This window comes from Hujiaoplasma nucleasis, from assembly GCF_013745115.1.
Taxonomy (GTDB): domain Bacteria; phylum Bacillota_I; class Bacilli_A; order Izemoplasmatales; family Hujiaoplasmataceae; genus Hujiaoplasma; species Hujiaoplasma nucleasis.
On sequence record NZ_CP051151.1, the window covers coordinates 743,139 to 765,342 of the forward strand.

25 protein-coding genes are annotated in these 22,204 nt (G+C 30.9%); 8 read left to right on the forward strand and 17 right to left on the reverse strand.

Features of this window, described 5'->3' with window-relative positions; genetic code table 11:
* Window positions 1-24: 24 nt before the first annotated feature.
* The 4 genes from HF295_RS03335 (at window position 25) to HF295_RS03350 (ending at window position 5,147) form a co-directional block, all read left to right on the forward strand.
* On the forward strand, window positions 25-702 hold the full coding sequence (locus HF295_RS03335) for an Mpv17/PMP22 family protein (protein WP_312032436.1): 678 nt from the start codon (window positions 25-27) through the stop codon (window positions 700-702).
* 65 nt (window positions 703-767) lie between these two features.
* On the forward strand, window positions 768-2,792 hold the full coding sequence (locus HF295_RS03340; protein ID WP_312032437.1) for a sodium-translocating pyrophosphatase: 2,025 nt from the start codon (window positions 768-770) through the stop codon (window positions 2,790-2,792).
* Window positions 2,793-2,909: 117 nt separating this feature from the next.
* Window positions 2,910-4,601: a M3 family oligoendopeptidase gene (locus HF295_RS03345; protein ID WP_312032438.1), complete on the forward strand. Its 1,692-nt coding sequence runs from the start codon at window positions 2,910-2,912 to the stop codon at window positions 4,599-4,601.
* Window positions 4,602-4,664: 63 nt separating this feature from the next.
* Window positions 4,665-5,147, forward strand: a complete 483-nt coding sequence (locus HF295_RS03350; protein ID WP_312032439.1) for a ferritin — start codon at window positions 4,665-4,667, stop codon at window positions 5,145-5,147.
* Window positions 5,148-5,191: 44 nt separating this feature from the next.
* Here the strand turns inward: HF295_RS03350 and HF295_RS03355 are convergent, their stop codons facing one another.
* The 3 genes from HF295_RS03355 to HF295_RS03365 are packed head-to-tail and all read right to left on the reverse strand — an operon-like array spanning window position 5,192 to window position 8,475.
* Window positions 5,192-5,728 (reverse strand): TetR/AcrR family transcriptional regulator, encoded by a 537-nt coding sequence (locus HF295_RS03355; RefSeq protein ID WP_312032440.1) that lies wholly within the window; start codon window positions 5,726-5,728, stop codon window positions 5,192-5,194.
* Between the two features lies 1 nt (window position 5,729).
* Window positions 5,730-7,091, reverse strand: a complete 1,362-nt coding sequence (locus HF295_RS03360; protein WP_312032441.1) for an efflux RND transporter permease subunit — start codon at window positions 7,089-7,091, stop codon at window positions 5,730-5,732.
* A complete protein-coding gene (locus HF295_RS03365) occupies window positions 7,084-8,475 on the reverse strand; it encodes an MMPL family transporter (RefSeq protein ID WP_312032442.1) in 1,392 nt (463 codons plus the stop codon). The genes HF295_RS03360 and HF295_RS03365 overlap by 8 nt, the downstream gene beginning before the upstream one ends.
* Before the next feature lie 141 nt (window positions 8,476-8,616).
* Here HF295_RS03365 and HF295_RS03370 point away from each other — a divergent pair, with 141 nt between their 5' ends.
* Together HF295_RS03370 and HF295_RS03375 are read left to right on the forward strand one after the other, a co-directional pair.
* Window positions 8,617-9,225 carry a ferric reductase-like transmembrane domain-containing protein gene (locus HF295_RS03370; protein ID WP_312032443.1) on the forward strand — a complete coding sequence of 203 codons (609 nt, stop codon included), beginning with the start codon at window positions 8,617-8,619 and terminating at the stop codon, window positions 9,223-9,225.
* An 87-nt stretch (window positions 9,226-9,312) separates the two neighbouring features.
* Complete coding sequence (locus tag HF295_RS03375; protein WP_312032444.1) at window positions 9,313-9,711, forward strand: C-GCAxxG-C-C family protein; 399 nt, start codon at window positions 9,313-9,315, stop codon at window positions 9,709-9,711.
* Here the strand turns inward: HF295_RS03375 and HF295_RS03380 are convergent.
* The 11 genes from HF295_RS03380 to HF295_RS03430 all read right to left on the reverse strand — a co-directional run bounded on the left by HF295_RS03380 (window position 9,698) and on the right by HF295_RS03430 (window position 18,105).
* Window positions 9,698-10,255, reverse strand: coding sequence for an NUDIX hydrolase (locus HF295_RS03380; protein ID WP_312032445.1), 558 nt, complete (start codon window positions 10,253-10,255; stop codon window positions 9,698-9,700). The genes HF295_RS03375 and HF295_RS03380 overlap by 14 nt on opposite strands.
* Window positions 10,256-10,257: 2 nt before the next feature.
* On the reverse strand, window positions 10,258-11,673 hold the full coding sequence (locus tag HF295_RS03385) for a nicotinate phosphoribosyltransferase (RefSeq protein ID WP_312032446.1): 1,416 nt from the start codon (window positions 11,671-11,673) through the stop codon (window positions 10,258-10,260).
* 8 nt (window positions 11,674-11,681) lie between these two features.
* Entirely contained in the window at window positions 11,682-12,209 is a 528-nt protein-coding gene (locus HF295_RS03390) for a cysteine hydrolase family protein (RefSeq protein ID WP_312032447.1), read from the reverse strand.
* A 98-nt stretch (window positions 12,210-12,307) separates the two neighbouring features.
* Window positions 12,308-12,913 carry a superoxide dismutase gene (locus tag HF295_RS03395; protein ID WP_312032448.1) on the reverse strand — a complete coding sequence of 202 codons (606 nt, stop codon included), beginning with the start codon at window positions 12,911-12,913 and terminating at the stop codon, window positions 12,308-12,310.
* A gap of 106 nt (window positions 12,914-13,019) precedes the next feature.
* Window positions 13,020-13,640 (reverse strand): PAQR family membrane homeostasis protein TrhA, encoded by a 621-nt coding sequence (trhA, locus tag HF295_RS03400; RefSeq protein WP_312032449.1) that lies wholly within the window; start codon window positions 13,638-13,640, stop codon window positions 13,020-13,022.
* Between the two features lie 55 nt (window positions 13,641-13,695).
* On the reverse strand, window positions 13,696-14,400 hold the full coding sequence (locus tag HF295_RS03405; RefSeq protein ID WP_312032603.1) for an HAD family hydrolase: 705 nt from the start codon (window positions 14,398-14,400) through the stop codon (window positions 13,696-13,698).
* A gap of 26 nt (window positions 14,401-14,426) precedes the next feature.
* Window positions 14,427-14,876 (reverse strand): ribose 5-phosphate isomerase B, encoded by a 450-nt coding sequence (gene rpiB / locus HF295_RS03410; protein WP_312032450.1) that lies wholly within the window; start codon window positions 14,874-14,876, stop codon window positions 14,427-14,429.
* 17 nt (window positions 14,877-14,893) lie between these two features.
* Complete coding sequence (locus HF295_RS03415) at window positions 14,894-15,760, reverse strand: SPL family radical SAM protein (RefSeq protein WP_312032451.1); 867 nt, start codon at window positions 15,758-15,760, stop codon at window positions 14,894-14,896.
* Between the two features lie 2 nt (window positions 15,761-15,762).
* Window positions 15,763-16,467 (reverse strand): amino acid ABC transporter ATP-binding protein, encoded by a 705-nt coding sequence (locus HF295_RS03420; protein ID WP_312032452.1) that lies wholly within the window; start codon window positions 16,465-16,467, stop codon window positions 15,763-15,765.
* On the reverse strand, window positions 16,464-17,216 hold the full coding sequence (locus HF295_RS03425; protein WP_312032453.1) for an amino acid ABC transporter permease: 753 nt from the start codon (window positions 17,214-17,216) through the stop codon (window positions 16,464-16,466). The genes HF295_RS03420 and HF295_RS03425 overlap by 4 nt, the downstream gene beginning before the upstream one ends.
* Window positions 17,194-18,105, reverse strand: coding sequence for a transporter substrate-binding domain-containing protein (locus HF295_RS03430; RefSeq protein WP_312032454.1), 912 nt, complete (start codon window positions 18,103-18,105; stop codon window positions 17,194-17,196). The genes HF295_RS03425 and HF295_RS03430 overlap by 23 nt, the downstream gene beginning before the upstream one ends.
* Before the next feature lie 134 nt (window positions 18,106-18,239).
* Here HF295_RS03430 and HF295_RS03435 point away from each other — a divergent pair, with 134 nt between their 5' ends.
* The gene (locus HF295_RS03435; protein ID WP_312032455.1) at window positions 18,240-19,175 is read left to right on the forward strand and encodes an epoxyqueuosine reductase; all 936 of its coding nucleotides are present in this window, start codon (window positions 18,240-18,242) and stop codon (window positions 19,173-19,175) included.
* A 9-nt stretch (window positions 19,176-19,184) separates the two neighbouring features.
* Here HF295_RS03435 and HF295_RS03440 read toward each other — a convergent pair whose 3' ends face one another.
* Window positions 19,185-19,724, reverse strand: coding sequence for a permease (locus HF295_RS03440; RefSeq protein WP_312032456.1), 540 nt, complete (start codon window positions 19,722-19,724; stop codon window positions 19,185-19,187).
* A complete protein-coding gene (locus tag HF295_RS03445; protein WP_312032457.1) occupies window positions 19,721-20,167 on the reverse strand; it encodes a hypothetical protein in 447 nt (148 codons plus the stop codon). Before HF295_RS03445 ends, HF295_RS03440 begins: the two co-directional genes overlap by 4 nt.
* Window positions 20,168-20,293: 126 nt before the next feature.
* Between HF295_RS03445 and glnA the strand changes: the two genes are divergently transcribed.
* Window positions 20,294-21,724, forward strand: a complete 1,431-nt coding sequence (glnA, locus tag HF295_RS03450; protein ID WP_312032458.1) for a type I glutamate--ammonia ligase — start codon at window positions 20,294-20,296, stop codon at window positions 21,722-21,724.
* Window positions 21,725-21,752: 28 nt separating this feature from the next.
* Here the strand turns inward: glnA and HF295_RS03455 are convergent, their stop codons facing one another.
* A complete protein-coding gene (locus HF295_RS03455) occupies window positions 21,753-22,157 on the reverse strand; it encodes a hypothetical protein (RefSeq protein ID WP_312032459.1) in 405 nt (134 codons plus the stop codon).
* Between the last annotated feature and the right edge of the window lie 47 nt (window positions 22,158-22,204).

The following is a 22,204-nucleotide window of genomic DNA, read 5'->3' on the forward strand; positions in this document are numbered from 1 at the left end:
AAAAATTAAAAAGGAGATAAATTAATGAAAAAAAAGGATATAATTTTGATATTTTATATACTTACTGTGGTTTTGTTATTCCTAATAAATACTACAAGGGTTTTTATTGAAACACAAACCATCAACCACCCTTATCTTATGGGTTTTATAAAAACATCTATTTTGGCAACGAGCGGAGAACTAATTGCCTCAAGAATTCAAAGCAATCATTATTTCTCTAAGAAAGGTTTATTCTATCGATTTATCGTTTGGGGAATCTTGGGAATGGGCTTTGTTTTAATGTTTCATATTTATGACGCTGGTGTCAATAGTGCAATAAATAATAATTTATTACCTTCAATAAAACATAGTTTTTCTAACAAATTAGTGACTGCCTTTTTAATCAGTCTAATTATGAATTTAAGTTTTGCGCCAGCCTTTATGTTATTACACCGTGTGACTGATACATACATTGACTTAGGCCAAGGTCGATTTAAACAAATCACTAAAGTTAAGATATCTGATGTTTCATCTACAATTCATTGGAAAGTTTACCTAGAATTTGTTTTAATAAAAACGATTCCTTTATTTTGGGTACCTGCCCATACTATAACTTTCTTATTACCAAGCCAATATCGCGTATTAATGGCTGGATTTTTATCAATTGCCCTAGGACTTATTTTAAGTTTTTCTAAAAACAAGCAAAAAGAATCGACAAATTAAGAAGATGTTATTGTAAATATGTAATTTTTTGATAGAATATTTAATAATAAACTTAAGGGGGAAATATGGGAAGTTTAATTTATATCGCAGGTTTTTTAGCAATCATTGCGATTGTTTACGCTATGTATTTATTTAAGAAAGTCTTATCTTATTCATCAGGGAATGATAAGGTTAAGGAAATAGCTGGTTATATTAAAGAGGGAGCCAATGCCTTTTTAAGTAGAGAATACCGGATTATCATTATCTTTGTTATCCTAGGATTCTTTGGCTTATGGCTGGCTTTAAGTATCGCAAGTGCTTTAGCTTTTGTCTTAGGAGCTACGTTTTCTGGAATAGCGGGTTTAGTTGGCATGAAAACTGCCACAGAAGCTAATTCAAGAACAGCTACTGCAGCCAATAATCACGGCATGAATGAAGCTTTAAATGTTGCTTTTAAAGGCGGAACTGTCATGGGAATGTCAGTGGTAGGTTTTGGTTTATTAGGACTAATTATTGTATATCTAATTGCTGAAAACCTATTTTCTTTAGATGCTTCCACTGCTATTGAAATAGCTGCTGGCTATTCTTTAGGAGCATCAACCATCGCTTTATTTTCTAGAGTTGGTGGAGGTATATATACAAAAGCAGCTGATGTTGGTGCTGATATGGTTGGTAAGATAGAACTAGATGTGCCTGAAGATGACCCAAGAAATCCAGCTACCATCGCTGATAATGTTGGCGACAATGTTGGTGATGTTGCAGGTATGGGATCTGATTTATTAGAATCTTATGTTTCTTCAATTATTGGCGCAGCCACTATAGGAGCCTTATGGTTTGGTAGCCAAGGCGTTATTTTTGTTTTAATCATTGCTGGTGTAGGAATACTTTCTTCGATATTAGGAACCTTCTTTGTTAAAACAGGAAAGAATGGTAACCCACATCACTCCTTAAAACTAGGGACCTATATGAGTGCTTTATTCTTTGTTATTGGTTCTTTTATAGTCACTTATTTTTTCAATATAAAACAATATGATGCATCAGGTTTATCAGAATTACCATCCAATATGGGACCTTTTTATAGTATCATCGTTGGTTTAGCTGTAGGATTATTTATTGCCTTTATCAGTGAATACTACACTTCAGAAAAGTATAAATTTGTTAAAGAAATAGCCAAACAATCAGAAACAGGACATGCTACAAACATTATTGCAGGCATAGCAACCGGTATGCAATCTACTGTTTTTCCTATTTTAGCTATTGCTTTAGGTTCTCTATTAGCATTTGAAGTTGGTGGATTATTTGGTATTGGTTTAGCTGCAGTTGGTATGTTAGGTACTGCGGGTATGACTGTTAGTGTTGATGCATATGGACCGATTGCTGATAATGCTGGCGGTATAGCTCAAATGTCTAAAATGGATGATCATGTAAGAAAGATTACTGATAAATTAGATAGTGTTGGTAATACAACTGCTGCAGTTGCTAAAGGTTTTGCTATTGGTTCAGCTGCCTTAACTGCCCTAGCTTTATTTAGTTCATATGCTGTAAAAACAGGTTTAGAAACCATCAATTTAATTAATTCTCATGTTATTTCAGGCTTGGTTGTAGGGGGTATGCTTGCCTTTCTATTTTCTTCAATGACAATCTTTAGTGTTGGTAAAGCAGCAAATAAAATGATTGATGAAATTAGAAGACAATTTCGGGATATTCCTGGGATATTAGAAGGAAATGCTACGCCTGATTATTCTAAATGTGTAGCCATATCTACTGACTCAGCCCTTAAAGAAATGTTAGCACCAGCCTTGCTTGCAATCATCACACCTGTTGTGGTAGGCTTTGTTTTTGGCCCCGCAGCTTTGGGCGGTTTATTAGCAGGAACTTTAATCACCGGTATCATGTTAGCAATTTTTATGGCTAACTCTGGTGGTGCCTGGGATAATGCTAAAAAATATATCGAAGATGGTCATCACGGTGGAAAAGGTTCTGCTGCTCATAAGGCTTCAGTGACTGGAGATACTGTAGGTGATCCATTAAAAGACACTTCAGGCCCAGCATTAAATATTCTAATTAAATTAATGACAACTGTATCTTTATTATTAGCCGCTATGTTTTAAGTAATCATCCCAAGTATATTATGCTTGGGATTTTTTTTTGTAAAAAAGTACAAGCTATTCGCATAAGATCTTTATCTATGATAAAATTAAAATAGTAAATGAAAAGGAGATTGAAAAATGAAATTTAAAGATTACAGGTATCACCGCCCAGATATTGAAAATTATCAAGAAAAAATAAGCGACTTATTAGAAAAAATAGGTGGCAATGTTGATGAGGAAACAGAACTTAAAGCGATTCATGAATTCTTTGATTTGAATGACCAATTAGATTCTATGGCTACCCTGGTTTCTATTAGAAACTCTTTAGACACAAAAGATGAATTTTATCAAAAAGAACAAGACTTCTTTGATGAAAACGGTCCTAAGTTACAAATGTATAACAATCTTTTTTCAAAACAATTGATTGCATCAAAAAACAGAAAATTCTTAGAAGAAAAATTAGGCCAATTAATTTTTAAACAAGCTGAACTTCAAGAAAAAACATTTTCTGAAGAAATCATCCCAGATTTACAAAAAGAAAACAAACTTTCAACAAAATATTCAAAATTATTGGCAGGAGCTGAAATTGAATTTGAGGGTAAAATTTACAACTTAACTCAAATGGGGCCTTTTTTACAAAGTCTCGATAGAGATACTAGACATAAAGCTCAATTAAAAACATCACAATTTTTTGAAGAAAATGAAAAAGAGATAGATCAAATTTATGATGATATGGTAAAAGTCAGACATAAAATAGCAAAAACTTTGGGATATGAAAATTATGTTCAATTAGGTTATGATCGATTAGGACGTACCGATTACAATCATAAGGATGTAAAAAACTACCGTGACCAAATTTATAATGAAGTCGTTCCTTTAGTCAAGGAATTGGTGGAAAGAAAAGCTAAAAGAATTGGCATTGAAAATCCTAAATCATATGATTTAGCCTTATCTTTTAAAACTGGAAACCCTACACCAAAAGGTGACTTAAATTGGCAAGTAAATATTGCCAAAAATATGTACGAAGAAATGTCAAAAGAAACCGGTGAATTCTTTAATTTCATGTTAGAACATGAATTACTAGAACTAGACTCTAAACCTGGCAAAGCTGGTGGAGGATACTGCACTTACATTCCTAATTATAAATCACCATTTATTTTCGCTAACTTTAATGGGACAAGCCATGATGTTAATGTTTTGACTCATGAGGCTGGACATGCCTTCCAAATTTATTCAAGTCAAGAACAAATTCCTTCATATAGATGGCCAACAATGGAAGCCGCTGAAATTCATTCCATGAGCATGGAATTCTTAGCTTGGCCATGGATTGATGGTTTCTTTAAAGAAGATACTGACAAATATAAATTCTATCATTTAGACTCATCTTTATCTTTCTTACCTTACGGAGTTGCTGTTGATGAGTTTCAACATGAAGTTTATAATAAGCCGGAAATGACTCCAGACCAAAGAAAAGCAACTTGGCGAAAAATAGAAAAAAAATACTTACCTTTTAAAGATTATGATGATGACCATTTCATGGAAAAAGGTACTTACTGGTTTAAACAAGGCCATATATTCTCTGTGCCTTTCTATTATATTGACTATACACTAGCCCAAGTCTTAGCTTTCCAATTCTTTGTATTAAGTCAAGAAAATCACGAATTAGCTTTAGATAAATATATTAAATTATGTCGTTTAGGCGGATCAAAAAGCTTTGTTGATTTAGTAGAATCAACTAAGCTAAATAATCCTTTTAAAAAAGGCACCATTAAATCTGTAATAGAACCTATTAAAGCATTCTTAGATCAAGTTAATGATCAAGATTTATAAAATCTATTTAATTGAATAAATATTTATTTTTGTTATAATAGAGAACTGAAGGAGATGAAAATTATGAATGAAAAAATGGTAAAAGCAATCAATAAACAATTAAATTTTGAATTAGAATCTGCACATGTATATTTAGCCATGCAAAACTACTTTGCATCATTATCTTTAGAAGGATTTGAAAAATGGTTTAATGTACAATACAAAGAGGAAGTTGAACATGCTGAAAAATTCATGGGATACTTAAATGATCGTGGACAAAGAGTTGAAATCACAGGTTTTGAATCTCCACAAAATGAATTTAAATCTGTATTAGAAGTATTAGAAACATCTTTAAACCATGAAAAAGAAGTAACAAGACGCATCAATGAATTAATGACCTTAGCAATTGAGTTGAATGATTATGCTTCAATTTCTTTCCTACAATGGTATGTGGATGAACAAGTTGAAGAGGAAGCAAATTTCTCAGCTTTAATTGACAAAGTTAAAATGATGGATGGTAAAGGCTTATTTATGTTAGACCATCAATTAGGAAAAAGAGAAGAATAAATAATAAAATAAAACGCATTTCCATTTTGGAGATGCGTTTTTATTTATATTAAAATTTTAATGTAAGCATCTATTAAATCATCCATTGACACTTCTGCTTTTCCTGGCACAACCACTAAAGATAATAATAAACCCGCAATCAGTCTTGCATTGACTTTAGAGTTATCTTTGATTTGATGATAATTACAATGCATTTCTATGACTTTAAGTAAATGTTTATAGATTATTTCTGTAAACCTTAAATCCTCAGGTAAATAATCTGAAAAGGATTCTTTAATGATGAATTTTAAGAATTCTTTTCTTTTTACAGCGACTTTTATCCGATTATTTAAAAGTGTCTTATAAAATTCCTCAGAAGGTAATTGAATAATATTTCTTATTTTTCCATCTTCTATAAAGACAGAAAGATAACTTCTAATACTTTGTTCAAACAATTCTAACTTCGAATTAAAATTTCTAAACAAGGTGACTTCCGCCACTCCAGCCATTTGAGCAATTTCAAGAGTTGTTGTTTCTAAATAACCTTTTTTTTCAAACAACTTCATGCTGGCATGCATGATTTTTTCTTTTGTTCCCTTCATCTTATCCTCTTTTGAAATTAATTTTTGTCCTTATTCTAGTTTGCATGTACAAGACAATTGGCATAATCAATAATGTAGATATAATCGCTAAAATAAGATTTATCACAGTCATTATACCAAAGTTCTTAAGGATTTCAAAGTCCGAAATAATTAAAGCAGAAAATCCACCCATGGTTGTAATCGCAGAAATCAATATAGGTTTTCCGATCATTTGAACTGAATCAGCAATGATTTCCTCCGCAGGCATGAAATCATTAATATTTTTATAGTATCGGTCCATGATTAATATGGTAAACTCTGTACCAATTCCAATAATGAGGGCTCCTAGGGTTGCGGTTAAAGGGGTATATGCTATATCTAGTGTATACATGAGTAAACCAGACCATCCGATAATAAGAGTGATAGGAATTAAAGGTGTAATAGCTTTGAAAAAATTTCTATAGATAAGAAGTAAGCCTAAAAAAACAGCCAACATTCCCAATAAAGTAATGGTATATCTTCCGCTTGTTAATGATGATATCATCGCCACGTCAATAGTGGCCTGTCCAGTGATGGTAATTTGAGTGCGATCATTTTCTACAGATGTTAAATATCGATCTAACTCAATTAAAAACGAATCTAATTCAATAGTTTCCATTTTCTTTATCATGAGCTGAACCACCATTTTACTATGATCTTCATTGATCCAGACTTTACTTTGCTCCTCAGACAAAGCATCAACAAGTGAAGTTACACTTGACTCGTTAAAATCCAGCCCCATCTCATTGGCCAAAGAGAATAGTGAATTAATTTGAATAATTTGATTTGAGTATTGATTGTTTAAATCACTAATTTGTGTATTAACATACTCAATATTTTCATTAGAAACCATGTTATCCGATTCAAAAACCAAAACAACTTGGTCAGTTGATCCCATCCTATCTCTTAATTCATGAATATCATCTAAGGCTTGAGAATTTTGTGGCATAAAGGTTTCAACATCAGTTTCAACTCTGACTGATTGATCTAAATATAAGCCGACAAGAGCCAAAGCAAAAGCAATAATGATAATTAAATATTTAAACTTTAAAACGAAACGTGTTATGTGATATAAAAACAGTGAATTTTTCTTCCTTTTTTTCTTTCCTTTATCTTCATTAGAAAAGTGTTTGTCTCTCACAAAGACCAAAGGCAATAAAAACAAAGACGCTACAATAAAACTGATGATAATTCCAATGGTTAACATTTTTCCAAAATCAGCAATCATAGGCACATCAGAAGTAAATAATGCTAAAAACCCTAGACCAGTCGCAATCATCGCAACAAAGATCGCTGGTGCCATTTCTTTATATGTTTTTATCAATGCTTTTTTTGATTTATTCATTGTCTTCCTCCATGGCTAAATGATATCTATTTTGGAACTGAATGGCATAATCAATCCCCAACCCTATTAAAATTGGGAAAACTGCCATAGATACCATGGTAATAGGGATAGATAAATACCCCATGGTTCCAACCGTCATAATCACAGCTATCATGACAGTCACAAGTGGTAAAATCCGCCAACGAACTTTAAAAGTGATTAACATAATTAAAATCATGACACTCACCGATAACATCAACATCTTTTGCATAGATGACATCATAGAATTTTGAATTGATAAATCTAAAACTGACTTACCAGATAACAAATATTGTCCTGAAAAATCATTGTCTTCAATCCTCAGTTCAATAGCATCAACGATGGACTGTTTCTCTTCTTTACTTACTTGACCTTCTAGAGTCACTTGCATCATTACATACTTTTCTTCAATAATAAAAACATCAAATATACTCCTTCTAACTTTATTATCATATAGCAAGTTTTCTAGAGTATCTTCAGTTCTCGGAATACCCGCATAAAAAGAATCTGAATAAGATTCAATCATTAATAAGGTTTCAGACATTGTTTGCAAATTAGCACTTAAAACATTTAATTGACCGATGAATCCTTGAATTTCATCCAAGTCATTCAGCAATTGTGTAAACAACTGATCTAATTGAAAAGCCATTGCATCTAAAGCATGAATACTTTGCAAAGGGAGATCTTGAATATTTTCAAGCCCTGCAATCAGTGTGTTCATTTCTGTAATTACTTGCGATAACTGATTGGCCTTTTGAATGTCTCCTTCATTTTCAAGAGCATTTTGTAATAAAAGTAAGATATCATTTAATGATGTGAATCCACTTTCTAGTCGAACTAGTGAATCGCTTAATTGCCCTTGTCCAGTGCTTAATAAGCCAAGGGCATTTTGAAGTTCACTAGAAGCAGTTTCTAGGACTACTGGATCAAGCTGATTAACTAAATCGGCTTGTTGAGTCAAGAGTAAACCAAGCTCGCCTAAACCAAGTCCTATTTCCTTGATTCCTTCTTGAAACTGAACATACTGGTTTTGAGTCATGTTTTTAACTAAAGTGGCTGGACTTTGGTAAGAAAAGACACCTTCTAAACTTGATAAATCTTCTTCTAAATCATTAAACAATTCAATAACATTTAAAGTTAATAAATCACCATTAGGTTCCAAGTGTAAGATGATAGTTTCTCCACCAAATTCATTCTCATAAGCTAAATTATCTCTATAGGTCTTTGTATCTTCTTTAACCATGGTGGAATTCCCTGTTGATAAGCTAATACTGGTAATACCAATGATTAGAATAAGTAAGGTAAAGACCATAAATAATATGACATATATGGGATGTTTTGAAATTACTGACACAATTTTGTTCATATTAATTCTCCTTTTTTTGTAAGTATTCACTTACATACTTTAACAAAATAAAATTCCTTTGTCAAGATAAAAATCCTATTGACAAAAGAATCAACATACATTATTATATATGATAGTGGTCACTTACATTAAGGAGAAACTATGATTACATTTATTATTTTCATTATATTAAGTTTTTTGCTTTATTATAAATCAACTTGGATTAAAAAACACAATACAAGTTTATACACATTTTTTATAATTCTATCTCTTATAGCATTTCTAATATCACAATTAGCTACTCACACTATTTTTAACTCCCTTACCCTTCCCTGGATTAAAGGATTTTTAGGTTTAGCCTTGTTTTACATGGTCATGTTGGCGGGAGCTTTACCTAATTGGACATACCAAAAAAAATTATACTCAGTAAGAACCGAATTATCAATCATTGGTTTTATCGCTATAAGTCCTCATGCTATTTTTAACTTAGTAAAAATAATTAAGGGGACAATTGAGCCAACATATTTTGGCATTATTGCTTATATCATCATGATACCTTTATTCATAACATCATTTATAAGCATTAGAAAAAAAATGAAACCTAAAGATTGGAAAAAATTACAAAGATTGGCTTATATTGTTTATATTTTATTATTCATTCATCTTATTATTCATTATTCTTTACCAATCAATCAAATTCTATATATAGTTCTTTTGGTCAATTACCTCATATTTAAATTGATTAAGATTTTCAAGAATAGTAAAAGATAACCTCATACATTGCACCCCCCCTCTAAACAGACTCAATTTTGAGTCTGTTTTTTCAAGAAAATTTGTTATAATAGTTAAGAGGTGACTATGGATACTATTGACTACAGAAAAAATCATAAACATTTAAACTGTTCAGAAACAATCTTACACTTTGCGAATGACTATTACAAGCTAAATTTAAACCCTATAGCTTTAAAGGCTATGTCTGGCTTTGGAGGCGGGATATTTGAAGAAGATTTATGTGGTCTTGTGAGTGGTGGGGTTACCGTTATTTCTATGCTTTTAACCCAACAAACAGCCTATCAAAGCCCTGATCTTAGTAAGGCTGTAATTGCATATAAAAAACGCATCAGAGATGCGTTTGGTTCAATTGATTGTCGCTTAATTAAGCCTAATCACAGAGATGAAATCAATGGCTGTGATCAAATCATTATTAAGGCTATGAATATTTTAATTCAAGTTATAAACGACTTTAAAGTTTCTTAATTTTATCAAAGGCTTTTTGATAGACAGGGACCATTCTTGGTTCTGTTATTTTATGAAAAACTTCATCTAACTTAAACCAAGCGACAGCTTGGTTTTCGTCTTTTTTGACATACAATGTTTGTTTATCATCTGCAACCAATAAATAAGTAACATTTAAGTGTAAATGATCAGGAACTCTCTTATGATGTTTGATATGATTTTCTACATAAATCACATCTATCATAAATATATCTTTAGAGTAAGCTTCTACTTCTTTAATCCCAGTTTCTTCCTTAGCTTCTTTAATGGCGACTTTTAGAAGGTCTGGATCTCCATCGTTATGACCACCTAACCAGCCCCAAGAATCATATATATTGTGATAAGCAAATAATACTTTAGTTTTTTCTTTGTTTATCACTATGCTAGACGAAGTCATATGGGCAGTTAGATTTTCTCTATATAAATGATTTGAGTTATTTTCAATAAAATCTAAGATTAACTTCTTATCCACTTCTTCTTGTTCATTATAGGGTTGATATTTTTTAATTAGATCAACATAATCCATTTTTATCCTCTTAAATCTTCAATCATTTTATTTTTGATTTTCCATAGTGCTTTTGATAAATCTACGTAATATTGATGAGGGAAATCAAAACGTCTAACTTCTGGCCATAGCGAATTTAACTGATTTTGAGCAAAATCTCTGATTTCTTTTAATGAAGGTCTTTCATAGACTCTTTGGCCATTTTCATAGATAATTTCATGCATTTGTATAAGTTGATAATTATCAAATGTTTTTTGTTTCCAAATATTAATAGGATCAAAAATAGTCAGAGGTTTTTTTGTATTAAGCTTTTCACTATCCAAAGAAATCAAATCCGCATCAAAATGACCTTCTTCATCCATAATACGCCAAACTGTTTTAAAATGAGGTGTTGTAATTTTTTCAACATTATCAGATATTTTTATTTTAGGAACGATTTCATTATTTTCTTCTATAGCCACTAATTTATAAACGGAACCAAATACTGGGTCACTTTTCGCAGTAATTAATCTTTCACCAACACCAAAAATATCAATTGGCGCACCTTGAATTAATAAATCTTTAATAATTCTTTCATCTAATGAGTTGCTGACGGTGATTGTGCAGTTTTCTAAACCAGCTTGATCTAATAATTTTCTTGTTGCTTTAGATAAATAAGTTAAGTCTCCAGAATCAATTCTTACTGAATATTTCTTAACACCCTTAGGTATTAAGACTTCTTTAATAACCCTAATGGCATTAGGAACACCAGAACTTAAAGTATCATAAGTATCCAACAAAAAAGTTGAATGATTCGGATAAATATTGGCGTAAGTTTTAAAAGCCTCATATTCAGAATCAAACATCTGAATCCAAGAATGGGCCATCGTTCCACCAGATGGTACTCCATACACTTGATCACTAATGACATTAGATGTTGCATCTATACCACCTATATAAGCAGCGCGAGCCCCATTCAATGAAGCCGTTAACCCTTGAGCACGACGAGCACCCATTTCAATCACAGTTCTACCCTTGGCTGCGTATTTTATTCTTGATGCTTTTGTTGCTATAAGCGTTTGATGATTAATCACTTGTAATAAATAAGTTTCTAATATCTGAGCTTCTATAATGGGTGCTTTAATGGTGACAATAGGCTCATTAGGGAAAATAATGCTACCTTCTTTAAAAGAATAAATATCACCAGAGAATTTAAAATTTCTTAAATATTTTAAAAAACCCTCTGAAAACATTTTTTTTGATTTTAAGAATTCAATATCCTCATCGTCAAAACTCAAATCATCAATAAAATCCATAATCGTTTCAAGTCCTGCAAATAAAGCATAACCTCCACCATCCGGATTTTTTCTATAATATAAATCAAAATAGGCTATTTGATCTTTCATTCCAGATTCAAAATACCCATTGGCCATTGTTAATTCATAAAAATCTATTACCATCGCTTTATTCATCTGTTTATAACTTCTATATGAAGTCCCTCCATTACATCTAAAGATTTTTTATGCAAAACATCATCAGCTGAAGCCGTAGCTAGAGCATCAACAAGTATATGAGCATTGGGCAAAGCAGCTTTAGCAATCACAGCATTCGATATCACACAAATATTGGAAACTAAACCACACAATTCAATAAACTCATAGCCCTTATCTTTTAAATATATACCTAAATCAATTGAAGGAAAAGTCTTTTTTTCGAAAATCATATCTTCCTTATCAATTAACTTTAAAACATCTTCTTGAATTTCATGTCCTCTACTACCCTTGATACAGTGATCAACCGGTAAGTGTTTGCCTTCTTCTGTATTTAAGTAATCAAAGTCATGTGTATCTTTAGTAAAGATGATGTCATGATCATTAAATCGATAATTTTTTACTTTATTGATAATTTGATCTTTAATTTCCAAAGCATTTTTGAAACCTAAAGACCCATCAATAAAATCATTTTGATAATCGACAACAATTAAACATTTTTTCATACAATCACCACCACGCATTATATTATAACACTTAATGCATAATTTAATAAAAAATTACATTAAAAAAGTCTGTGAATCAACACAGACTTAATCTTTATTTATACTAATGCTTGATAATATTTTGAAACTTGTTCCCAATTAATCACTTTAAAGAAGTTTTCAACGTATTCAGGACGTTTATTTTGATAGTTTAAGTAATAAGCATGTTCCCAAACATCAAGTGCTAGGATAGGTTGTCCCATATCAAATGGTGTATCTTGATTGGCTGTTGAAACAACTTTTAACTTCTTGTCATTAGTCACGACTAACCATGCCCAACCACTTCCAAATCTAGTATTGGCTGCTTGCATAAATTCTTCTTTGAACTGATCAAAAGAACCAAATTGATTATTGATGGCTTTTTCTAAATCACTTGACATTTTAGATTCTTTCGGTGAAAGAATTGTCCAAAATAATCGATGGTTATAATAACCTCCACCATTATTAATAACTGCTTGTTTTTTTCCTTCAGGCACAAGATCTAAGTTCTTTAAAACTTCTTCAACATCTTTATCTAGCAAATCATTATGCCCCTCTAAAGCATTAACATACTTAGTGATGTATCCTTGGTGGTGTTTACTATAATGAATCTCCATAGTTAAAGCATCAATATAAGGTTCTAAGTCTTTATAATTATAAGTTAGTTCTGGTAAAATATGTTTCATTTTTTCATTCAACTCCCTTTCTATATTTGTACTCTTATTATCTCATATATTTATTTCGAATTCAAAAGATGTGCTTAAAAGAAAAAGAGACCTAAGGTCTCTCAATTTATAAGATAATTTGATATATCACTAGGTAATGTAGTAAACTGCCTATCATTACAAATAAATGCCATATAAAATGATGATATTTAAATTTAGCTAGATAAAAAACCACACCAAGAGTATATGATAAACCACCAAATACCAAGAACCATAACTGAGGTTTTATTAATGGATACACATCATTCCATACAAAAACCACAGACCAACCCATCAACAAGTATATGGCTAAATGAACATATTGGTATTTCTTTATCCATATGGCCTTAAAGACAATACCAGTAATGGTTAAGGTCCACATTATAGATAAATAGATTAAGGCAAAAGATAATTCTAAGGTATGTAAAATTATAGGGGTATAGGTTCCTACAATTAATAAGAAAATAGCAGAATGATCAAATCTTTGAAATACAGCCCTTGTTCTTTTAAAAAAATCGGGAAAACTATGAAATAAAGTACTAGATAAATATAAAAAGAATAAACAAAAACCATAGATAATCCCGGATATATAACCCATTGTTGTATCAGCTTTAATGATTAATAAGATTAAACCAAGTATAGACAACAAAGCACCTAGACCATGTGTGATTGAATCAGCAAGTAATTCTCCTAATGATGACTTTTTCATGTGACCTCCAATTACTATGTCACACATAATACTTTAAAATTAATAAAAAGTCAATTTAATCGATATATTTTTTATAAAAATCTTCAAGAGAACCTTGATCAAAATGACTGATATCTAAATTTTGATTGTTCTTTAAGCAATCTTTAACTAAATAGACTTTCACACCTAATTCTTGAACTATCATATCCTCATAAGCATCATTTCCAACCATAATTGTCATTTTTGGATCTAAATTATAGTTTTTAAGAATACTATCGTAATATTCGATATTTGGTTTAGCATAGGCTGAATTTTCATAAGTCGTTACTAGTTCAAAATCATCTATATTTAATCCAGCCCACTCAACTCTTCTTTGTGTAGCGACTAATGGAAAAATAGGATTCGTCAACAAAAACACTCTTTTGCCTTTTACTTTTAAATTTTCTATGATTTTCTTAGAAAATGGATTAGGAGAAGTTGAATCAAAGACATGAGAAAACTCATTTTTATAAAAGTTTTCTAGCTTAATCTTTAAGGCTTGTCTACCTTCTATTTCTGGATGAAAAATATTCCAGAAAACCTCTTCATTAGAATATAATCCGTTATTATTAACCATGGCTTTAGTTCCTTGCCATAACCGATCAATCATGACTTTAGAATCATAGCCCAATTCAATAAATTTTTTAGATAAAAGCCCTAAGTATTTTTGTAAAAAAACATCTTCATCAAGGGGTAACAATGTCCCATCTAAATCAAATAAGTAATTTTCTATCATAGTCATTTTCAAAAATAACCGCTTTTCAGCGGCTATTTAATTTCTCCTGTTTCATCAATTTCTTTTATTTGGTCCACTCGAATTTGGTGGCGATCTCCTAAAAAGCTAGTCTCCAACCAAATCTTTACAATCATTTTAGCAAGTTCATCTCCAACAACCCTTGACCCTAAGGCTAACATATTAGCGTCATTATGTTCTCTAGACATTTGTGCTGAATACGGTTCAGAACAATTGACACAACGAATACCTTTAACCTTATTGGCTGTTATAGAAATACCTACACCAGTTCCACAAAAAATAATGCCTTTTTCACATTCTCCTGAAGCTACAGCTTGTGCTGCTTTTAAACCATATTCTGGATAGTGGACTGATTGATTTGAGTAAGTTCCATAGTCCTTGTAATCTAACTTAAGTTCATCTAAATATTCCATAATTACTTTTTTTAATGGCAAACCTGCATGATCTGATCCTAACGCTATCATTATTTCACTCCTTTTCATTAAAACAAAGATAATTGATTGGGATTTCTGTTATCAAAATAATTGATATAATCCCAAATTTCATCTTCCTTATACATGATACCAAATTTTTCACAAAAATTGTGAAGATAATTGGTTAATTCTTCATTATTTTTACTCATCACATGGTATCTAAAACCAAACTCTTCTATATATTTTTTCTTTAATCCAGGATACAATCTATCTAATTGTTGGTAAAAATACTCCCGATTACCCCTTCTTAAAGTTAAGCCAGCACCATACCAAATAACACCCTTAACACCCAACTCTTTAGATCTATTTAATATTGCTTTTAAATTATCTAAATCATCATTGATATAAGGTAACAAAGGAGATATCCATAAAATGACTGGTATATTTAAATCTCTTAATATTTTTATAGCTTCAAATCTAGCGGATGTTGAAGTCACATTTGGTTCTATTTTTAATGATAAATCATCATCCATACAAGTAATAGTCATTTGTACAACTAAGCGAGAAGTTTTATGAATTTTTTTTAATAAATCTAAATCTTTAAGAAATAAATCTGATTTTGTTTGAAAAGACAAGGGAAAACCATGTTTTGAAATCACTTCAAAACAGGCTCTAGTTTGCTTTAATACAGGTTCTAAATCCATAAAAGGATCACTCATAGCCCCTGTTTTAATCATAATCTTCTTCTTTTTTCTAGATAACTCTTGATCAAGCATCATAGCTGCATCTTCTTTAATTTCAATATCAGTAAAATCATGGTTCATTTGATAACAGTCACTTCTAGAATCACAATATATACAAGCATGAATACAACCTCTTGTTAAATTTAGCCTACCATTGGCTTGTAATATGTGTTTATATTTTTTATAATGCATACTTATCTCACTTTTTTCATAAATTCCTTAAGTTCATATGTTTTAGGATAATCCAATATTTCAGGTTTACCATGTTCTCTAATTTGCCCATCATGCATAAAAATAACATAGTCTGCAAAATCCCTTACAAAGCTAAGGACATGGGTCACAAAAATAAATTCTTTTCCTAAATCTTTTAACTCTTCAACAGCGGTTAATACTTCATAAGTTAAAATTGGATCTAATGAGGCTGTAGGTTCATCCAAAAATATAAATTCAGGATTAATCGATAATGCTCTAGCGATAGAAGCTCTTTGAGCCTGTCCGCCAGAAACTTTATTAGGCTTTTTTTTCATTTGATCAGATAAATGCAATAAATTCAAATATTTTTCAGCAATTGCATTGGCCTGATCTTTACCAATTTTTCTTGTTTTTTCTAAGACTAAAGTAATATTTCTCTTTAATGTTAAATGAGGAAATAAATTATGATTTTGAAATACAAAACCAACTCTCTTTTTATGATTAGGATCCCTTACACTCATGTCATTAATGTATATATCTCCTATTGTTGGTTTTTCTACACCAGACATCAATCTTAGTAAAGTTGACTTACCAGAACCAGAAACACCAATAATAGCGATAGAGTGATGGTTTTCTAAGATAAAATTTAAGTCTTTTAATACATGAACATCGTATTGATGAGTAATATTTTCAATTTGAATTTTCATAATGACCATTTCCTTTCTATCCACTTTGTCATTTGTGATAATGGAATAGTAATAATTAAATAAAGAACCCACATTAATAAATAACCTTCCACGAAAGCAAATGTCCTTGATTGTGCAGATGAAATGGCTTGAAATAATTCAAAATAACTTAAGAAATGCAAGAGTGCAGAACCCTTAATAATCAAAGAAAAATTATTCATCATCGGAGGCATTAATATTCTTATCGCCTGAGGAAAAATGATATAAAGATATCTTTGAAAAGATGTGAAACCAAAAAGATCCATGGCTAAATATTGTTCATCCGAAATAGAAGAAAAAGCTGATTTAAAGACATTTTTCATGTAAGGAGCCATATAAATAACCAAGGCATAGACCCCAACATAAGTAATGTCCCTTAAACCAAAAGCTGGACCAATTAAAAAACCCATTAGAATAATTAAGACCATTAATGGTGTTCCATATACTATCTCAGTTAAAACATCAATCAAAGCATTAAAGTATTTAATTTTAGATTTTTGCATCAAGAAAAAGATAAAACCTAATATCATTGACCCTATTAAAGCTAAAACAGATACAATAATGGTATTTTTCATACCATCAATGATGATAGGTTCATAGGGCTTATACATGGTAAAATCTAATTCTGATGTTTGTCTTAATGCAATAAAGATTATTAGGGCAATAAGCGTTAATATTGCTAATAAATAAGCAATAAAAGTCCTAACTTTATTCGTTAATATAGAACTCAAGTCCGTACCTTCCTAACTGAGCCAATAGCACCTCATCCCAATCCTCAGCAAGTTGATCATACAATCCGTCTTGGTCGCTAAAAGTTCCTATAAAATTATTTACTTGTGTTAGAAGTTCAGTATTTCCTGATTTAACAGCCATACCAATGGCGCTTGATTGAAATGAATCCCATATAACCATCGTACGGCTCTTATTGGCATTATAGCCAGCTACAACTGGATTGGCAGACATTAATAAGATGTCAGCATATCCATTAGCAACTGATTCAACAGCAGTGACTAAATCGATAGCTTCAGTAACGTCTTTACCATATGATTCTGGGATAGAGGTAGATACTTGAGACACAACACCGATATATCTAGTCTCTTCAATGGCTAAAATATCTTCAACAGTTGAATCTTCAGTTAATCCATGCTCATCAGCAAAATCTTGGTTAACCAAAGAAATAATCTTGAAATAAAAATAAGGTTCAGAGAAATCCACTGATTCTTCTCTTTCAGGTGTAATACTCATAGAAGCAATGGCTATATCAATATTGCCAGCATTAATGGCAGGTATAATAGAAGCAAAATTTGTATTGACAATTTCAACAGTTCTTCCGAGATAATCTCCTAGAGCATAAGCGATATCAACAGAAATTCCTTCAGGTTTGTTGGTTCCAATGGTTGTCGTTTCAAATGGTGGATACCTTAAATCCATCCCCACTCTTAAAGGTTCTAAGGGCTGAAAGTCAGTCGTTGAATTATTGGCTGTCGATGAGCCTTCATTCGTCGTTAAATTTTCTGTATTTGAAGTATTCAATTCACTTGTTTCTTCTCCCGTCGTTGAACAAGCAAGAACGGCTAAAGCTAAAAATCCTATAGAAAACATAAGATAAAATTTTTTCATTATAAATCCCCCTTTTTTTATATCTTACCATATTTGATAACTTTTCTTTAATAGAATACCCTATTTATTCATGGGAATTTAAGATTTTAAATAAATATGGTAAAATAGATTAAAGATTAATAAAGGATAAAGCCATGAAATCAATTGAGATTAAAAATATTTTCAAAAAAGAGTTTGACTTAGTCGGTGTTATTCACACAAAAGAATATATAGAAAAAGCTAAGTTAATGAATAAGGCTATCCCAGACAAGAAATTTCCTACTATGGTTGTCTTGGCTTTAGCTTACCCAAAAAGAATGATTAAACAAAACCATACACATTTGGTTGCTTCTTTTTATACTTTTGGAAAAGATTATCATCTTGTAATGAAAGAGAAAATTCAATCAATCTGTGATCATTTTGATTTTGCCTATGAATATGGGGTAGACAATCATCCTCTAGACGAACGCTTGGCCGCTAGTATAGCTGGCTTAGGTTATTTTGCAAAAAACCAACTAATAATCAATAAAGACTATGGGTCATATATATTTCTAGCCTATGTCTTATTAGATATCAAATTAGACCAGGAAATCAAATATCTTATAGATGATGATTGCAAGGATTGTACAAAATGTATTGAAGCTTGCCCGACCAATGCCTTACAAGAAGGTTCTTATATTCAGGAAAGATGTATGAGTCATTATAATCAAAGTAAAAAAATCCTCTCTGAAGAAGAAATCAAGAAAAATTACACTTTATTTGGCTGTGATATTTGCCAAATGGTTTGTCCAAAAAACATCAAAAAAGGCCAAATAGTCCATCCAGAATTTGAACTTTCTAACAAAGAAAAAGTATCCATAGAAGATCTTTTTACCTTGTCTCAAAAAGATTTTAATCAAAAATACAATGACATGGCCTACCTCTGGAAGGGAAAAACCATTCTCATGAGAAACGCTTTAACCCTTCTCCACAATCAAAAAAACACTTCTTATAATCATCTTATTGAAAAAAGTATTTCAAAATTCAATATGCCATGGTATAAAGAAACAGCTGAACACATACTCAAAGAACTAAAAAAGGTGGAAAATTAATCCACCTTTTTATTTTGAATAATCTTGAGCTTTTTCATTAAAGATAAGCTTTTCATCTTTAGTAAATACTTTATCAACCAATAAAGCAGAGATAATAAATACAATAATCATGGTCACATTAATAATCAAAGAAAACTTTAATCCTAGTGTTGTTATTTGATAAAATACGATAGGTAGTTTTAAAGAAGACCAAACCATTAAAAAGAAAATTACATTTGAATACTTTGCGCCTTTCTTTAACATCATCATCGCAATCGGAAAAGCAATCAATGTAGGACCTGCACTAAAAGCCCCTAAAACAAAAGCCAATACCATACCTTTGGTTTTGGATCCTTCTCCCATAAGTTTAATAATGGTTTCTCTTGGAATCCAAACATCAAACAAACCTATTAATATAAAAATAGGAGGTACAATCATTAACATACTTAGTATTTGTTTATAAGAATTTTCTAAAGCCTTGTAAGTTAGTTTAATATCTATAAAAGTAATAACAATTAATACTATGACTGATAAGACCAAAAATTTATTTTTCTTAATAAAAACCATCATGAGTAAATCACCACCACGACTAAAACAACAAGTATAGCTCCAATAAAACTAATAATATTTCTATAAATCGCTGCTTTCTTATTGAAAAACTTACTTTCCATTGCGAAATACACCAGTCCCACACTCATTAAGGTGACTAAAAATCCAGCCACTTGAGGATAAGCAACAAAGGGTGACATAAAAGTAATACTACCAATAGACATCCCAATAACATATCCTAAAAAACCAGATTCTTCACCTAAAATCGAAGATATGAATGATGGGGTAATAACCGCTAATAAAATTCCCACAAACAGAAATAAAGGAATTAAAACAGGCATGAGTTTAACAAAACTTTTATAAGCTTTTATCAAAGCTTTTTTGGTTTTTTCTTTATCTTTAAAAAAAGATACTAATAATAGCACAATCGCTAATCCGTAAATTATATAAGTTTCTGTAGACATTTTATCTCCTTTATGACTTATTCTATCTATATGTTTTTGATAAGTCAAAACAAGTGCTTATTTTTCAATAACCACTTATATGTTTATTTTAAAAGTGATATAATAAAAACCTATAAAGGAGGCATTATGTTTAAAACAATTCAAGAAATGATTTCTTACGTAAAGAAGGAAAACATCGAAATCATTGATTTAAAAGTTTGTGATATGCTTGGCATATGGCACAGAATAAGCATTACATCTAATAAACTTGATGAAAGTATTATGGAAAAGGGCATTGGTTTTGATGGTTCAAGTTATCACTTTTTGACTGTAGAAAAATCAGATATGGTGATGATTCCTGATGTATCCACAGCCTATATAGATCCTTTTAGATCATATAAAACCATAAATGTGATTGCTAATATCTATGTCATTAAAGATAATCAATATCTAAGATTTTCTGATGATCCACGTTACGTTGCTGAAAAAACAGAAAACTTATTTAAAAAAGATAATATTTCTGATGAAATATTACTTGGGCCGGAATATGAATTTTACGTCCTAGATCATATGTCTTACAAAATTAGTGACCATCATTTAGAAGTGAAAATCGATAGTGAACAAGCCCAATGGTCATCATCAAAAACTGAAAACAATCTAGGTTTACATGTTAGAGATCATGGAGCTTATCATTTAGATTCACCATTGGATCATTCTTATGATTTAAGAACTAAGGTTGTTGTTGAAGCAGAAAAGATAAATATACCAATTAAATACCACCATTCAGAAAATGGCGGACCAGGACAAGTGGAAATTGAAGTCAATTTTGCTGGAGTTAAAGAGATGGGTGATAGGACAATGAAAATCAAACATCTACTCAAAAACACTGCAAAATCAATGAATAAAACCATTAGTTTTATGCCAAAACCATTCTCTAATGAATTGGGTAGTGGTATGCATGTTCATATTCAATTAAAACATCAAGGAAAATATATTTTCTTTGATAAATCAGGCTATTCAGGCTTATCAAAAATAGCTCATTATGCTATTGGCGGAATTTTAAAGCATGCCAAAAGTTTATGTGCCTTTACAAATCCTAGCACCAACTCATACAAACGATTAGTCCCAGGTTTTGAAGCTCCTGTAACCTTAGCTTATGCGACAGCCAATCGATCAGCTGTAATTAGAATTCCTGGCTACACCATCCAAGAAGATGAAAAAAGATTTGAACTTAGAAGCCCTGATGCTATGAGTAATCCTTATCTTTGTTTTTCAGCCATTATGATGGCTGCTTATGATGGAATTAAAAATAAAATAGACCCAAGTCTTTTAGGCTTTGGTCCCTATGATATCAATCTCTATGACTTACCTGCATCAGAACAAAACAAAATACAAAGTCTACCGACAAACTTAAAAGAAGCTGCGTCGGAATTAGAGAATGATTATGAATATTTATTGGTTGGAAATGTTTTTTCTAAAATAATGATTGATAATCAAATAAAACAACTACTAACTGAAGAAAAAGAAATATCAAAGTTACCACATCCAAAAGAATTTGAACTGTATTACAATAGATAAAAAAAATCCACATACTCATGTGGATTTTTTATTGATTAAATAATTCAAAAAATAACATTAGCACCCCAACAAACATCATTTTTGATATAACGGCGCCTTTTATTGCGAATGAAAATGGTTTATGATTCTTTGAAATGTTTATTCTCCTATAAGTTAATACATCCTTAAGAACCCATAATAATACCATTGCTAAATATCCAGTTATTAAGTTAGATTGTAAACTTGTTAAATGAGTCATGAAAGTATTTTCTTGTGAACCAGCCATTAATACATTGACAAACAAGAGTGTTAAAAAGAATATAATGATTAAAGACATAAGTACCCAAAGTTTTATTCTTTTCCCTTTAAGAACATGTATTTGGTATGAAATGAGTATTTGAAAGACAATAAAAATCGTAATCAGTATAAGACCTAATATTTTAGCAATTTGCATAAGGATCTCCTAAATTAAATTATTAATTTAATCATATCAATAAATAT